Source organism: Paenibacillus sp. LX16 (genome assembly GCF_036252815.1).
In the GTDB taxonomy this organism is placed as follows: domain Bacteria; phylum Bacillota; class Bacilli; order Paenibacillales; family Paenibacillaceae; genus Paenibacillus; species Paenibacillus polymyxa_B.
Genome location: NZ_CP141152.1, coordinates 974,301 through 989,218, shown reverse-complemented (window position 1 = coordinate 989,218; position 14,918 = coordinate 974,301). Strand labels below are relative to the sequence as shown.

15 protein-coding genes and 1 pseudogene are annotated in these 14,918 nt (G+C 43.9%); 5 read left to right on the top strand and 11 right to left on the bottom strand.

All coding sequences use genetic code 11. From position 1 onward, the window contains the following. Window positions 1-3: 3 nt before the first annotated feature. The 4 genes from T3H97_RS04490 to cysK form a co-directional block, all read right to left on the bottom strand. Window positions 4-945, bottom strand: a complete 942-nt coding sequence (locus T3H97_RS04490; protein ID WP_328801804.1) for a S8 family peptidase — start codon at window positions 943-945, stop codon at window positions 4-6. 66 nt (window positions 946-1,011) lie between these two features. Further along, on the bottom strand, window positions 1,012-1,173 hold the full coding sequence (locus T3H97_RS04485) for an epilancin family lantibiotic (protein WP_080561132.1): 162 nt from the start codon (window positions 1,171-1,173) through the stop codon (window positions 1,012-1,014). Window positions 1,174-1,473: 300 nt separating this feature from the next. After that, on the bottom strand, window positions 1,474-1,728 hold the full coding sequence (locus tag T3H97_RS04480) for a hypothetical protein (RefSeq protein WP_328801803.1): 255 nt from the start codon (window positions 1,726-1,728) through the stop codon (window positions 1,474-1,476). 330 nt (window positions 1,729-2,058) lie between these two features. Next, on the bottom strand, window positions 2,059-2,982 hold the full coding sequence (cysK, locus tag T3H97_RS04475; RefSeq protein WP_328801802.1) for a cysteine synthase A: 924 nt from the start codon (window positions 2,980-2,982) through the stop codon (window positions 2,059-2,061). A gap of 216 nt (window positions 2,983-3,198) precedes the next feature. Between cysK and T3H97_RS04470 the strand changes: the two genes are divergently transcribed. Together T3H97_RS04470 and T3H97_RS26380 are read left to right on the top strand one after the other, a co-directional pair. After that, entirely contained in the window at window positions 3,199-4,407 is a 1,209-nt protein-coding gene (locus T3H97_RS04470) for an MFS transporter (protein WP_328801801.1), read from the top strand. Window positions 4,408-4,497: 90 nt separating this feature from the next. Beyond that, a pseudogene (locus tag T3H97_RS26380) lies at window positions 4,498-4,737 on the top strand (DUF1036 domain-containing protein); the annotation flags it as partial. Window positions 4,738-4,799: 62 nt separating this feature from the next. Here the strand turns inward: T3H97_RS26380 and T3H97_RS04465 are convergent. The 4 genes from T3H97_RS04465 to T3H97_RS04450 all read right to left on the bottom strand — a co-directional run bounded on the left by T3H97_RS04465 (window position 4,800) and on the right by T3H97_RS04450 (window position 8,074). Next, the gene (locus T3H97_RS04465) at window positions 4,800-5,165 is read right to left on the bottom strand and encodes a hypothetical protein (RefSeq protein ID WP_328801800.1); all 366 of its coding nucleotides are present in this window, start codon (window positions 5,163-5,165) and stop codon (window positions 4,800-4,802) included. Continuing rightward, window positions 5,153-6,151: a glycosyltransferase gene (locus T3H97_RS04460; protein ID WP_025721310.1), complete on the bottom strand. Its 999-nt coding sequence runs from the start codon at window positions 6,149-6,151 to the stop codon at window positions 5,153-5,155. Before T3H97_RS04460 ends, T3H97_RS04465 begins: the two co-directional genes overlap by 13 nt. A 54-nt stretch (window positions 6,152-6,205) precedes the next feature. Then, on the bottom strand, window positions 6,206-7,243 hold the full coding sequence (locus T3H97_RS04455) for an aminoglycoside phosphotransferase family protein (RefSeq protein ID WP_328801799.1): 1,038 nt from the start codon (window positions 7,241-7,243) through the stop codon (window positions 6,206-6,208). A 138-nt stretch (window positions 7,244-7,381) separates the two neighbouring features. Then, complete coding sequence (locus tag T3H97_RS04450) at window positions 7,382-8,074, bottom strand: pectate lyase (protein WP_328801798.1); 693 nt, start codon at window positions 8,072-8,074, stop codon at window positions 7,382-7,384. Window positions 8,075-8,627: 553 nt separating this feature from the next. Between T3H97_RS04450 and T3H97_RS04445 the strand changes: the two genes are divergently transcribed. After that, window positions 8,628-9,200 (top strand): shikimate kinase, encoded by a 573-nt coding sequence (locus T3H97_RS04445; RefSeq protein WP_023987143.1) that lies wholly within the window; start codon window positions 8,628-8,630, stop codon window positions 9,198-9,200. 104 nt (window positions 9,201-9,304) lie between these two features. On the opposite strand, the gene aroD is transcribed toward T3H97_RS04445, so the two are convergent. The 3 genes from aroD to T3H97_RS04430 form a co-directional block, all read right to left on the bottom strand. Further along, entirely contained in the window at window positions 9,305-10,069 is a 765-nt protein-coding gene (gene aroD / locus T3H97_RS04440) for a type I 3-dehydroquinate dehydratase (RefSeq protein WP_028542038.1), read from the bottom strand. A gap of 103 nt (window positions 10,070-10,172) precedes the next feature. After that, complete coding sequence (locus tag T3H97_RS04435) at window positions 10,173-11,435, bottom strand: MFS transporter (protein ID WP_328801797.1); 1,263 nt, start codon at window positions 11,433-11,435, stop codon at window positions 10,173-10,175. 130 nt (window positions 11,436-11,565) lie between these two features. Then, a complete protein-coding gene (locus T3H97_RS04430) occupies window positions 11,566-12,477 on the bottom strand; it encodes a LysR family transcriptional regulator (RefSeq protein ID WP_103049802.1) in 912 nt (303 codons plus the stop codon). A gap of 216 nt (window positions 12,478-12,693) precedes the next feature. Between T3H97_RS04430 and T3H97_RS04425 the strand changes: the two genes are divergently transcribed. Together T3H97_RS04425 and T3H97_RS04420 are read left to right on the top strand one after the other, a co-directional pair. Continuing rightward, complete coding sequence (locus T3H97_RS04425; protein ID WP_328801796.1) at window positions 12,694-13,884, top strand: MFS transporter; 1,191 nt, start codon at window positions 12,694-12,696, stop codon at window positions 13,882-13,884. 29 nt (window positions 13,885-13,913) lie between these two features. Further along, window positions 13,914-14,804 carry a shikimate dehydrogenase gene (locus tag T3H97_RS04420; RefSeq protein ID WP_071559256.1) on the top strand — a complete coding sequence of 297 codons (891 nt, stop codon included), beginning with the start codon at window positions 13,914-13,916 and terminating at the stop codon, window positions 14,802-14,804. Window positions 14,805-14,918 lie beyond the last annotated feature (114 nt).

Here is a 14,918-nt window from a genome sequence, read left to right as displayed (position 1 = left end):
CAATCAACCTCTCATCTGTCTTAAAGCACGAATTGAACCGGCAAGGCTTACTTCATAATAATTCCGCTGAACATCAATCAGTCTCGCGCCTTGACGGAGCAGACACTCCATTTCTGTGCGCCCGGCATTCATCCCCTGCGCGATAAGCTCTCCGCTAAGAGAGGCAACAACTCCGCTGAATAAGGCGCTGGCAATACTCGTACCGATACCTACTGTGTATGCTTTGTCAAATCCCAGCACTTCGTATAAATAATCCTCTGTGTCGAAGCTTGATTTGGCAATCATTACCCAATCATTGTTGTAATTGATTTCATACTCATCACCACTCGGCGCAAAAAATTGGCCGCTGAGCGTATTGCTGAACCCGGAGATATCCCCGTTCTTATTAGTTGATCCAATTGGGTATACTCCCTTTAAATTCGCAGGCACTCTGTACTCCTGCGTAATATCGCGTCCATCGTTTCCTGCGGAACAGACTACCCAGATGCCTTGCGCATTGGCGCAGTCAACCAAAGCCTGAAACCGATTGAACTCGAATAAGTCGACCTCATATTCTGTACGATAGCTGATGTTGATAATCGGATATCCTTTAGCAATACCCTCTTCCAGTGCTCTATACAACCATTCAAGCTTGCTTATTCCTTTTTTGTCCGTAATTTTGTAGACAACAACCCGAGCGAAAGGGCATATCCCCTTCAATATATATTTGCCGGTAACAGAGCTAACCATTTGTGTACCATGCCCGACGTAATCGCTTAGACAAGGCTCATAAGGTACAAATGACTTGCATTCTGCCTCAACTAAATTACCTTGGATCTCTGAGTGGGATTTATCGACGCCTGTATCAATAAACAGGATAGTAAGCGGCTGACCAACAGTTGCACCACAACTAAAATGATCGGTCAGCCGGGCTACATGCCAATTGTATATATTAGGTTTTATCATGCAATCTCCATAATGTAAGTAGGGGTAGCCCATTTCACTACCCCTGACTTACGAATCGCTTATGAATTATTTACAATTGGAACAAGAACCGGTACAGATACAGGTAAGAGTTTTACATACTGCTTTGGATACCTTAATGGTTGTCTTGATGATTGAAGCTTGTGGGCTAAGCTCACTGGCCTCATAGCTCTTTCTTAAATCAAGGTCAAACATTTGATCTACTTTCATTTTCCTCTTCCTCTCTGAATTAAATTCTAATAAACATGATTTCAATGGTACCCCTAAATCACGTTTATTGTGAGTGACCGTATGTCATATCTTGCTGTCGATGAATAAAGAATATATCTAATTCTCCCGTTTTTTATACTTTATTCCTGAAAGGTATTCCAAACCTCCTAAATTGCAGTCATTGATAAAAGGCACCTGCTCAAAGCATGTAGATTTAGACAAAATGTCGACGACTAAAGTCGTAACGTAAGATTCAAGTTCTTTTGAAACTCTATATGCACAATCGTACTGGAACTCCGACTAAAACTCGTTCTCAATTCTGAAACTTTCGTTCTTTTCCTCTGTGAATTGATTGACAATATAGTTTTTCATTTCTTCGGTTACCGCCTCTACTGTTGCGCAGTAATATCCCTCTGACCCGCCTCCAATGTAAGGCTTATGGGTCTTCAACATCATATAAATGATCGTCAGGCTGAAGAGACAAATAAGATCGAAGAACGGAATATGAACCGTAAGACTTTTTAAATTCTCACGAATATAAGCTATAATCGACAATTAATAAGCCACAACCTTATGGATTGTGGCTTATTAATTGTCAGGAGTGAAATTAACCTATAAATTATGACAAGGATGTATTCAATGTCTATGTTCCTCCATTGAAAAAGAATCTACTATATCGCTCCCATCATCCTTTATTCTTTCAAAGATAATATTTCAAGGTCGAGCTATAATAGGCTAGTGAAGAAGTAGGCGCTTCAGGAGTCATCCTGTTATACTTGTGTATTCTTGATTGCCATATCGCCAATCACTTTTGTTACTTCGCTTAATGAGGCTGGATCTTACATATAAATGAGTCGAATCTCTTTGCCCTCATTCCGCGTCTTTTTATCCGAATATCCCCATGCTCAGATAACGCTCTCCGGTATCCGGGGCAATGCAAAGTACCCGTTTGCCTGCTCCCAAACGCCGAGCTTCCTGAATCGCCGTCCATATCGTAGCTCCGCTAGAGGGGCCAACCAGAATCCCTTCCTGGGCAGCAATCGCCCGTGTCATTGCAATCGCATCCTCATCGGAAACCTGCACGATTTCGTCATACACTTCCGTATTCAGTACGGTGGGAACAAAGCCTGGACTGGTGCCAACCAGCTTATGTGGACCGGGTTTTCCTCCAGATAGCACTGGCGAGCCCTTCGGCTCAACTACAACAATCCGCAGATCCGGCAAATGCTGACGCAGCACTTCACCTGTTCCCGTAATGGTACCGCCCGTTCCCGAAGAAGCGACGAACACATCCAGCTTCCCTTCCGTCTGTTCCAAAATTTCCAGTGCCGTCGTCGTACGGTGGATATCGGGATTTGCCTCATTTTCAAATTGATGCGGGATAAAGCTCCCTTCAATTTCTGCCCCCAGTTCGAGTGCCTTGCGAATCGCTCCTGGCATCCGTTCTTCCGCTGGTGTCAGTACGACCTCTGCCCCGTAGGCTTTTAAAATATTGATCCGTTCCTTCGTCATATTCGAAGGCATCACCAAAATTGCACGGTAACCTCGGGCTGCCGCATTCATCGCAAGACCAATTCCCGTGTTGCCACTCGTCGGCTCAATAATGGTGCCTCCCGGCTTTAGATGTCCTGCCTTTTCCGCCTCGGCAATCAGGTTGCCCGCCGCTCGATCTTTAACACTGCCGCTTGGATTAAAATACTCCAGCTTCACATACACTTCCGCATCCTGCGGCCCTGTGAGCCGTTGGAGTCTTACACAAGGTGTATCTCCTATTAAATCTGTAATACTATGTACCACTTTAGGTGTCATCGTTGTATCCTCCTTAGATTGTTTCTTACAGCGTTATTTACGATCTTCATATCATATTACCAAAATAACATACTTGGCTCCTTCCTACCTGTCGCTTTTGTAAATTACATAAAACTTATCAACTTAGTATGTAAAATTCTTGCAAAATGGGTCGCCAGATATCACCTATAATGATATACTCGCATTACTATTTTTTCAGGAGGATACAAGACACTTATGAGTAATCAAGAAAATATGACAGCAAATCGCTTCCCCCCCTCCTTGCTATGGTTGACCCTTGGTGCCTTCGCCATCGGCATGACCGAATTCGTCATTATGGGACTTCTGCCCAATGTAGCCCATGATCTTCATGTTACGATTCCGCAAGCCGGGCAGTTAATCACCAGTTACGCGCTTGGTGTAGCCATTGGTGCGCCTGTGCTTACTGTATTAACCCATAAGGTTCCGCAGAAAAAGCTGCTATGCCTCCTAATGACTATATTCATTTTAGGTAATCTTTTTTCCGTTATTGCTCCCAATTACGAACTTCTGATTGCGGCCCGTATGGCTACTGCATTATCGCACGGAACCTTTTTGGGAGCTGGTTCCCTGATCGCTGCCCGACTGGTTCGTCCTGACAAGCGCGCGGGTGCCATTTCTATGGTGCTGACCGGTTTGACCGTGGCGAACATTATTGGGGTGCCCTTTGGTACTTTTATCGGACAACAACTCGGCTGGCGTGCTTCCTTTGGAGCCATTGTGGTCATCGGCTTGATTTCTTTGTTTGGTATCATTCGTTACATTCCGGTGATTCATCAGGACAAGCCTTCCAGTCTCAAACAAGAAGTCAAAAGCCTGTTTAATCCAAAAGTGCTGCTGATGCTGCTCACAGGTGCAGTCGGTTGTGGCAGTCTGTTCACTGTCTTTACGTACATTACGCCTTTGCTTACGGACATTAGCGGCTTTGCCGAGCATAGCATTACCTGGATTCTCGTCCTCTTTGGCTTAGGGGTAACGATCGGCAACATCGTTGGCGGCAAGCTCGCAGATTGGAAACTGCTTCCATCCCTGATCGCAAACTATGCTGTACTGGCTATTATTTTGGCCATTCTGACATTTACGCTTCAAAGCAAGGTATTGGCCGTCATCACAGTCTTTATCTGGGGCATTGCTGCGTTCGGCATCATGCCGGGTATTCAGGTTCGCATCATGAATCTGGCCTATGAGGCTCCTTTGCTTGCCTCTACCTCCAGCCATTCCGCATTAAATCTGGGTAACGCAGGCGGCGCTTTTATCGGGGGAGTCGTTATTAATCAAATGGGGCTAGCCGCTATTCCATGGGTTGCATCGCTAATTACTGTCGGCGGTCTGCTACTCATGTTAGTTAGCTACATTGTGGATCGCAAGACGGCTCATCCTGAAGCGATAGCGGAGATACAGTCATAGAATCGTTTAGCAAGTTGGACGTAAACGAATGGTTCATTTTTCATAGATTGAGAGATATTGTCCAGTCTCTCCTTCTACATTCCTCATAGTATGGCATTGAAATACCAATTTATGAGGAAAGAAGTGTGTATGATGAGCCTTTATTTTACTAACAGCACGAGTAACACGATCTATGCTGCCTATGCTTATCCTGATTCCGACTGTCATCCCATGAATTATTCTAAAATGGGCTGGTATCGGATAGAGCCTGGTAGTACGAGGGAAGTATGGAGCGGTTCTGTAGGGGGAACCACATTCTACTATTATGCTGAAGATCACTCCAATAGGTGGCGTGGTACGTACCGCACACGGCTTCCGAGAAGTACTGACCATGATTTTCATTGGTGTTGGAACTATAGCAGCGGATCATCCAGACGAGTGGGGATGCGTAGACTACCCATTGACGATTCTATAGTCAATTTCACCCTCGAGTTCATCACCAGTACAAGTAAAAGCAAACCGGCATCAAAGAAAACTCGTACGGCGTTACCTTCCAAATCCGCAGAATCCAGCATTCGCAGAATTCCGAGAAGACCGGTTCGCTTTAAAAAAGGAACCCCAGTTCCAGTAAAGTCCAAAAGATAAGTCGAAGAACCGTAACCCGCAAGATGGACATTTTGAAAAAAAGTGACCCCCTTGCGGGTTATTTTTATTTCACTCTGGACATTCAGACGCTTATTGCAACCACAGTATTTTGCCTCGCCGTTCAGCTTAACCAATGATCAAAAAAGTCCCGATAGCCCTGCTTCATCACCTGACTTGAAAACTGTTCCATAGCGTATGCCTGATTTTCTGTAGAAACCCGGCGCGGTGAGGCGGCAGCCATATTGACCAGCTCGAACCAGTTTTTCTCATTCCCTGAAAAAGAATGCGTAGAGCTGATATGTCCATAGCAAGGATGCTCTGGTTTCACGACGATTTTACCCATAGCCAGCGCTTCGGTCAGTGGCATCGCGAACGTATCGAATTTGGAGCAGCTCCAATACACCTTTGCCGTGTTCATCAGTGCAAACACCTCATCTTGCGTCAACGCAAATTGAAGTTTAACATTGTCCGGGATATCGTACTTCTTCATACTTTCCTTGTAGCGTTCACCGCCAAATACCATATATACATCCTTGTCAGGATTATGCCTCGCATACTCCAGCACCAAATCCGGACGTCGGTTCTCCTCATCTCTACCAATCCACATCACCCGGTTCTCTACCACTTGCGAGGGATCAAAATGCTTTTCCACCAGCCGCTCATTAAATCCGATCGGGATGACTGTCACATCGGTTACGCCAAACTTCGAAGCCATCTCCTGCTTGAGAAAGGCCGTCTGTACGATAGCCTTGTCCACGATCTGATAAAAAGGCTTCATCATCTCATAGCCTGTAAGTGCCGGATCAGGAAAACTATGCGGAAAAAGTACGCTGTTTTTAAAAAACATGTTCAAATAGGTAAAGCCAGATACCGTATAAATAACGTGCTCAATCTGCTGCTCATGGAGTTGGTCCAGTACGACGTCATAGTTGACCAGGTCGCCCTTTTCGTGCTCATAGCCCGGAAGCCAGTCATGGCTGCTCACATGGCGCTCCGGTGATACAAATACGATGTCCACCCCCAATTCCAACCCGATCTGCTTCAGACGCTCTGCAAAAATACGTGGACCCTGCGCTTCAGCAAATTGTATTTTTCTCATGACTAAACCGACTTTTTTCATGGATTTATTTCCCACCTTCTTTTGCTAACTAAATACAGTCTATGTCTTAAGCTACTATCTACATTGTTGGGCTTGTCCCCAATCCATCATCGCTGCACATTGGTTCAAACAGGCTAACGTTTCATCCAACTGGGACTCTAATTGCTCTTTTGACCATTTATCGCCGTTTCTATGCAGGTTCGTTCCAATCCTTTGCAAATCACTTGTGATTAACAACAGCATCCAGAGCGAAAATACCACCGCAAACATGCTATATTCCAGCATAAATGCCGTTCGATCCACTCTTATCCCCAACAGCTCCAGCTGCTCCACGTATGTGTCCAGCATACGAATACGCAATTCGGACGTCATGCGTCGGGGAAACAACGGATGGGACATGTCGATCAGGTGATATACATCCCACAGCGGTGTGTTCAGATGAGCATGCTCCCAATCCAGTACCATAAGCCGTTCCCCGCTCAGCGCATAGTTCCCCGGATGAAGATCACCATGAGACAGTACAAGCTGCTGTGAAAAAGATAAATGCTCCAGCTGTACATACATACGCTGCATCTGTTGCTTAGATAATCCCAGTGAGCTGCAAAGCTTTAACACATCCGGCTTGCGCGTGTATAGCTCGGAAACCATCTCCTGAATGAGTGGCTTTGGTCCTCGCAGCGGCATCCCAGCAAAACGATCCGTCGGCAAAGCATGCCACCATGCAACAAGTCCAACAGCTCGTAATAGAGTTTCGTCTGCGTGTAGATGATGTAACGGACCAAGGTCCTCAAAAACCATCCATTCTCCTCCGCCATCCGCACCTGCATCAGACCAGGCTAGCAATCGGGGATAGATCGGTGATAACGCAGGAAGCACATGCTCATACACCCATCTCTCCCGCCCCTCCTGATCATCGTTGGTTAGCGGTTTGAATATATAACTTTCAGAGGAAGACACGTAAAAACGTTCCACATGCCGACCATTCGTACCTGTATATAAAATTTCACGATTCCGCACCAGCGTATCATTCAAGGTGCCGTCAACATTCACATATTGATGAAAAGGATTCATAGCCACCCAACTTTTTTGTATAAAATGTAATAGCACGATCATATCACAGTCCTCGTTTCGAACGAAGCCCAGATCATCTTTGGGTAACTCGACGTACCAAAAAAGGGGCTTGTCCAATCAGATCCACACGATCTGTTGGACAGCCCCTTTTCATATCCGTACTCCTATCCTACTCTCCGATTAATATTTAGTATTACCGGATTCACTTGTATTACTGGATTTAAAACCTTTGAACAATTGTTTCACATTGTGGTAACGAGTGTTCGTAATTTTAGCTTTGCTGTTAGGACCATCCGATCTCAGGATCGAGTCCTTTACATTGGAAATATCCGAGTTATCCAAAGTCATATTCACTCTGAATGTAGAGCCCCCAAGTTGGCGAACCAATTTTCCGATATCATCGGCTCTAAAGTTTTTAATGTTAATTGTGCCTTCGGCATTAATTTGGAATACTTTATCGTACGCATGGAACGCTCCACCGCCCGTAATGTTTACCGTGCCTGGTTCTTTAAGCGTCAAGGCATCTTCACCTACATCCTCCCATGTTACGTTGGAAATTGTGCCGTTGCCATATACATGCACACCATCCGCAGCAGGGGCAGCGATGATCACATTTTTCAAAGTTGCATTATTTTCAAGCTTGAAAATAGGCTTTTGAGCCTCTTTCTGGCTTCCGTCTCCCAAGGTATCGGGATCAGCTACTACAGTCTTGCCCTTACCATCGTATACTTCTCCGGCTTTAACAAGTATGGTCTTATGAACGACTTCTGGAGCTGCATGAGCAGAATAATTGCCGACAAATAAAGCGACCAACATTCCTGATAAAGCGATACTGATTCCCTTTTTCAATACTTTAGCTGTGTTTGTTTTCATTTCAATTCATCCCTCTCGTAGATATTTTTTTATTGTTCCAATTCTTCGTTGACTAGAACGCGTAGACCGTATCACCACCTTCTCACAATGAAACCATTGACCGATACATGTCTATAAAGCATTATTCAACTATTTACATATGTATACTTGGTTTTTGGTTCAAAGCAATTTTGTCTCCTAATTAATATAAAGCACAAATTGTAAATAGAGCGATTACATTTACAATTTGCATAACTCTATTATAATCATACTTCCAGTAATTTCAATATATTTTCCGCCAAAATATGTCCTTTTTTTCAATTAAGTACACAATATTGCCTCTTTTATACTTGTACAAGTTTATTTTTTGACAATTTACGCATCAAATCTCTGAGTATCTAGTCTCGAATGCGTGCTCTATGTCACTACAATGGTAATCAGAACCTTATTTCGTTCTATACCTCATTTTTGATGTAATCTATACTATTGAATGACACGTTTGATGAACGTATAATGTATTTAGTGCTTTGAAGCGTCACATCTCAACATTACTGGTGAGAAAAGAGTGGTTATGGTGCAAAACAATAGTGAGATTCCATTAAAAGAACAAAATATTGTGCTCATCGGCTTTATGGGTGTAGGCAAAACAACGATCGGTTCCCATCTAGCGCGCAAGCTGTATCGCGATTTCGTGGATATTGACCAGGAGATTGAACGAGAATACAACATGCCAACAACAGAGATTTTCAAAACTTATGGAGAGAAGCGTTTCCGTGAGATTGAAAAAGAGCATATTTTGAAGCTGTGCAGCAACACACGCCTTAAAATCATTTCCGTTGGCGGTGGTGCATTTTTACAGGAAGAGGTGAAGCAAGCTTGTTTGGCTTCATCGATTGTTTTCTTCTTGGATTTAAATTGGGATTCCTGGAAAGATCGGCTCAAGATGCTGATTGACACCCGTCCCAATCTACAAAACAAGACTTTAGGGGAAATTGAGGATCTCTTCCGTTCCAGACAGGACATTTACGCGGTGAATCACTCCAAGATCGATACGGATCAGTTGGATGCGGAAGAAGTCGCAGACTATATTATTCAAACGCTGAATCTAGGTTGGGAGTTGTATGAACCTACTCGGGGATTGAATTAAGAGTTACACAAAAAGGAGGGCTCCAGCATGCTTACCGCATGGGGGCCTTCCTTTTTGGTTCACTGCGGATATATTACTGACTAGCGAGTAATACCATCCATCTTTTAAGAATGGCTATGCAGCACCGTCAATATCTCTCTCAGTTCAGTGACAGGAATCTGCCCCGGAGCGGAAGCTTTCTTAGCAGCACCAAAGGTCAGAGCGGAACCAAACAGTTCTCCGGTCAGGCGGCTCACGACACCTTTCCCTGCCATCGACATCGTAATAATCGGCCGATCTGCATGCTCTTCTGCCATGGTACGAGTGGCATCCAGCAAAGTGAGTACATCGGCTGTATTGGTTGGCATCACTGCTATCTTAGGCAGATCGCCTCCCAATTCCTGCGCCTTACGTAACCGGGACACAATCTCCTCCTTCGACGGCGTCTTATGAAAATCATGATTAGATATAATCACATATACGTTATGCTTATGTGCTGCTTCTACCAGCGTCTTCACATCAGCTTCCTCATTAAAAAGCTCTACATCAATAAGTTCGACTTGCCCCGTTTCGGCTACTGTACGGTTCAATTCCACATAACTCGCTGCACTGATTTCCTTTTCTCCGCCTTCCCGAGCGCTACGGAACGTAAATACGAGCGGAACATTTGCTAAAATAGACCGAATTTCATGTAAGGCAGCTTTAACCTTTTCCAGATCCTCCACATGCTCGAAAAAATCGACTCTCCACTCCACGATATCCAGGTCGAGCGTACGTAAATAAGTGGCCTCTTCCTTCAACTGCTCCAACGTTTCTCCCACCATTGGCACACAAATTTTTGGCGCTCCTTCACCGATCAGAACATCTTTCACCTTTACGATTTTAGCCATCTCTATCTCACTCCCAAATTACAGTTTCAAGTCGAACATGTACAATAATTCATAGTATAACGCATTCTGAATAAGCATGCAGATGATTAGGTCCAGTCGTCATTTATTTGGGTTCAAGTACGATTTTAGGGGACAATTTGCGACTTGCTGGAAAAACTAAACTGTACCGAAAATTAACAAACACCGCTAGTACGATCCCTAGCACATTCACAATAATAGCTAGCATAAAAACACTCGATATCTGAGAATGTTTCAAAAGAAAGCCTGTAAACACGGGAATGACCGTGTATGACAGCGAGGTTGCTGTATACACAAACCCGGTAATCTGTCCTTTTCGTTGACTAAAAAATTCACTCATTACGGTTAATGTCAGCTGAAGTACACCTGATATCGAAAACCCGATGACACTCGCACAAATAATGGCCGCCGCCCCTGACTTGAAAAGGAGAAGTGCTCCAAAAGCCAAGAGAGAAATACATGGATAAATAAGAATAATGTGAACAGGTTTAACCCATTTTCTTAACACAATTACCAATACAAACACGGAAATCAGCGAACCGACATTGTAATAAACTAATAATCTGAGAGACTCTGATTCGGTCATACCGATAAACTGTTGTCCAAAAGTAGGCAACCATAATTGCACAATATAAAGCAAAGTCGGTCCGGTAAATCCGAGCAAGATTAGGCATACCCCTTCCTGCCAAAACCGCGGCTTACTCCGATCATTTGCCTCCAATTTTCCCGCTTGCTCAACGCTTGATACAGAAGTATCACCAACTGGCTCCTTGGGTGACTGAACCCGCATGTCTGGAAACTTCATTCTGAACAAGTAGATTGCATTCAAAGTAAATATGAGGGCTGGTAAAAAGAAAGAGAATCCGTAGAAAATGTCGTGATTCATAAAAAAGATAATCATTAACGGTAAAAATGCCGCCCCGATGGATATAAAACCTCTTACCAAAACTGTAGCCGAACCAGAGGATTGGGGAAAAGCTTCGATCAGCGCTGGATAAGTACCTGAATCAAGAAAAGAATTCGCTACACCTGCCAGCACAGCCAGTACGATCGCCATCTCAAAGCTGGGACTCAGCGGTATACCGACCAAGAATACAGCCATCAGTAGCCCTGCTACCACAATAAACGGCTTACGACCATAACGGTCGGAGAGCACCCCGGATATGTACAGGGTAAACAGCCTGCCAAATCCCATCGCAGAAACCAAGAGACTGATGCCCGCCTGATCTGTATGCAAATGCTCTGTTAAAAAGGACATGTGGGACGCCAGCATAATATTAAACATGCCGAACAAAAGATAGTTTACATAAAGCCCTGTCGCCACTGGAAAAGAAGAACGTTTCATCATGAATTCACCTGCTTTTGTAAGTAAGTCTTGTAGTATTAAAAATGTGAATCATTTCACATTACCTGTGTCGATGATGAAGTATAGAACACATTTTAAGATTTATCAAGTTTAAATATTGCGGGACCCCAGCCTAGACGCGCTGATGCGTTTTCAGATAAAACTCCTTACCGTAGCTTAGTGCAAAGTTCCGAAAGTCCACTACTGCCGGGGATAAATATCTATTTTTGATGCTGGCCAGGTAGATAAAACGCTCGTATTCTGGATTTACAATAGGTAATGTTTTGACGTTAAAATAATCTAACGATGAAATGCGAGGCATAACCCCAATTCCGTAATTGACAGACACCAGTCCTGCCATTGCTGTATCCTCTTCAATCTCGCAAATAATCTGTGGCGTAACACCCGCTTTGGCGAACAAATTTTCAATAATGGGCCGGACCCCACTCTTTTTGTTGAAGAAGATCACCGGATAATCGGCTGTATCCTTGAGATCAATTTGGTTTAGAGACGCCAGTGGATGATCAGGCGAAACAATGACAACCAGTTCCTGCTGAGCCAACGGAATAAACTCCACATCCGGTTCATTTTCCATGTGAGAGCAGAACGCCACATCATAATGTTCCTGCTTCAGCCCCTGGATAATATCGTTCGTATTCCCTTGGTGAAACGAAAAGGAGATATCTTTACGGGCATCTAGAGCTGAAAAGGCTTGAATGATCGCTGGAATGAAGTGTGAGCCTAAAGTGTAAATGAATGCCAAATCTATATTTCCATGGCTTGGACTCACCAGCTCCCGTAAATTGTGTTCTCCCTTTTCTAATTCATCCATCGCGTGCTCCACATACTTCAGGAAAAATCGTCCGTATTTGTTTAACCGAATATTTCTCCCCTGCTTCTCAAACAGATGAACTCCCAAATCTTTTTCTAATTCTGAAATGGCATGACTTAAACTGGGTTGAGTAATACATAGCCGCACAGCTGCCTGGGTAAAATGCTCCATCTCTGCAAGTACACGAAAATATTGTAAGTGCTTCAGGTTCATAATTATGTACTCTCCTTCTTTAATTCATATTTTAAATTATAGACACAAACTATGAAAAACGATAGAAATATGCATTGGATTTATAATAACACTCCTTATATAATAATGACATAGAAAGAATGTGAATAATTTCACTTATCTGTAGGCGTAATGTAATACCGCTGGACGATGCCTACCTAGGCCATTGATCTAAAATTTAAGTTGGGAGTTACACTTATGAAAAATCCTTATATCAGAATGGCAGCAGGGCTTTACATCAACTATTTTCTTCTGGGTATGATCAATGTTATTCTATCGTCGAATATGAGCTTCCTGACCGTTCAATTGAACACGGATAAAGCAGCCATCGGCTATCTGGTGTCCGCGATTGGGATCGGTAAGCTGCTCGCTCTCGGGGTAGCCGGAAAAATGTCAGACAAATACGGAAGAAAACCACTCATTGTTATTGCATCATTTGCTTATTTAATCTTTCTGATCGGCATTCCACTTGCCCCCAGCTATACGTTGGCATTCGTGTTTGCCATTATCGCAGGGCTTTGCAACTCTATGATGGATGCGGGAACGTATCCTGCACTAATTGAAGGTTTCGGAAAAAAAGCCGGGTCTGCAACGGTACTGGTCAAAGCATCCATCTCAATCGGTGCCATTGTGATTCCGTTCATGATTGCATTCTTTATTAATCACGACATGTTCTATGGATACTCCTTCTTTATTCCAGCAGGGATTTATCTGCTGAACGGTATCTTCTTGTCGATGACAGCTTTCCCCAACCACAAAGCTGAGGAACAAAAGGCTTCAAACGAGGCTGCCCAATCCACCGATACTTTCCGCAGCGAGCCTAAGTTTTGGCAAGAAGGTTTATCTCTAATTATTATCGGTTTTACTTCTACTGTATTGTTCATGATCGTGCAGCTATGGCTTCCTACCTTTGGACAAGAGGCCCTGGGCATGGACAAAGCCAGTGCCATTAAACTACTGAGCTACTATAGTATAGGTTCATTGGTTTCCGTTATTTTGTTAGCTGTGGTACTTGGTAGATTCATTAAACCGATTACTGTCATGATTGTATATCCGTTTATTGCTCTACTTTCTTTGCTAGCTTTAATTACATGGCACAATCCTGTCGCTACTTTGATCAGTTCATTCCTGATCGGCTTGTCTACCGCAGGCATATTCCAAATTGCCCTCACGGTTATGACGGAGTTTTTCCGCAAGAACAAAGGCACTACGACTTCTCTCGTGAACATAGCAGCCAGTCTATCGTTCATCCTGATGCCTTTGGCTACCGGGGGCATGTCCAAAAGTTTGGGAATTACCTCAGTATTCATTCTAGATATTGCGATTGCTGTAGTCAGTATTTTGCTGGCCGTGTTTGTTGCTTATCGATATAAAAAAGTATTTCATTAAAATACACAGATTACTTGGAGGCTTATATCATGAAAAATGCTGGACGTATTGACGGAAGAACACAACTAATCGGACTGCTTGCTACACCAATCGGACACTCTTTGTCCCCGGCTATGCATAATCTTGCGTTTGAGAAACTGGGGCTAAATAACGTGTATATGGCCTTTGAAGTAGGAAATGAACAGCTTGAAGAAGTGGTACGGGGGATGCGCGCTCTGAACATACGCGGTTATAACGTGTCCATGCCTAACAAAACAGCTATATTGCAGTACCTTGACGAACTGGACGACAGTGCTAAATTTACAGGTGCCGTCAACACCGTCGTAAACACAGATGGTAAACTGAAAGGCTACAGTACAGATGGATCTGGTTATGTTCGTAACTTGCGTGAACACGGCATTGACCTAAAAGGTAAGAAAATGACACTTGTCGGCTCTGGCGGCGCAGCTACACCGATTGCTATTGAAGCGGCTCAAGCTGGTCTGGCTGAAATTTCAATCTTTGCCCGTAACGATCAGTTCTTTGCTCGTGCAGAAGAGAATGTCCGTATTATTAATGAAGATATGAAACACACCCAAGTTAAGGCGAACATCTATCCATTGGAAAATCAAGAACAGCTACGTGAAGAGATCCGCACAAGTCACATTCTCGCTAACGGTACAGGTGTTGGTATGAAACCACTGGAAGGCAAAAGTGTGATTGAAGATGTGTCCATGCTTCGTTCCGACCTGATCGTAACCGATGTAGTGTACAGCCCAGCTAAATCCAAGCTGATGGAACAAGCCGAATCCGTAGGTGCAACCGCCATTAATGGTCTGGGCATGATGCTGTGGCAGGGCGCACTGGCCTTCGAACTGTGGACAGGCCAAGAGATGCCAGTCGCTTACATTAAAGAACAGCTTTTTGCTGATAAGCTGTAAGATTTAGAGGCACTACGTAACTTGAACTGGAAATGTACATGATGCGCCACTACGCAGGCGGATGATGTTTCCCATGTGACTTTTTTAGTTCAACTTATATAGCGCACGTATGAT